1 pseudogene is annotated in these 724 nt (G+C 75.6%); it reads left to right on the plus strand.

Annotation, left to right across the window (positions count from 1 at the left end):
- Window positions 1–724: pseudogene (locus AB8Z36_RS41635) on the plus strand (cytochrome P450); the annotation flags it as partial.

Genomic DNA, 724 nt, shown 5'->3' on the forward strand with positions numbered 1-724 from the left:
GCTCACCAGGGGCTACGCGTGGCTGCCCGACCTGAGCCGCCGCTCGGGTCCGGGCGCCGTCCGGACCCGTCTGATGGGCAAGCCCGCCATCGCGCTGCGCGGCCCCGCGGCCGTCGCCTTCTTCTACGACGAGGACCATGTGCGCCGCCGCGCGGCGCTGCCCGAGCCCGTGCTCGCCACCCTCTTCGGCAGGACCGCGGTGCACACCCTGGACGGGGCGGAGCACCGCAAGCGCAAGGAACTGTTCATCAAGGTGCTCAAGGACAGCTCCGGCGTCACCGCATTGGCGGAGCGCGTCGCAAAGGAGTGGGAGCGGTCCTGCGCTGAGTGGTCCGACCGGCCCACGGTGACGCTCTTCGACGAGGTGAGCGTCCTGCTCACGCGCGCGGTGTGCGCCTGGGCGGGGGTCCCGCTCACCGGCGGGCCCGGGACCGGTGCCGACCCGGACACCGGCAGCGATGCCGATGCCCGGCGGACCGCGCGGGACCTGGTCCTGATGGTCGACGGCTTCGCCACGGCGGGCCCGCGGCACTGGCGGGCCCGGCGCGCCCGGCGGCGCCAGGAGGAACGCCTGGCGCGGCTGGTCGAGGAGGTCAGGGCGGCCGGTGCCAAGACGACCGGCGAGGGCGGCCCGCCGTCCGACGCCGTGGAGGCCGTCGCCGTCCACCGCGACACCGACGGCGAGCTGCTCCCACCGCGTACGGCGGCCGTGGAGATCCTCAAC

This window comes from Streptomyces flavofungini (assembly GCF_041028215.1).
Taxonomy (GTDB): Bacteria; Actinomycetota; Actinomycetes; order Streptomycetales; family Streptomycetaceae; genus Streptomyces; species Streptomyces flavofungini_B.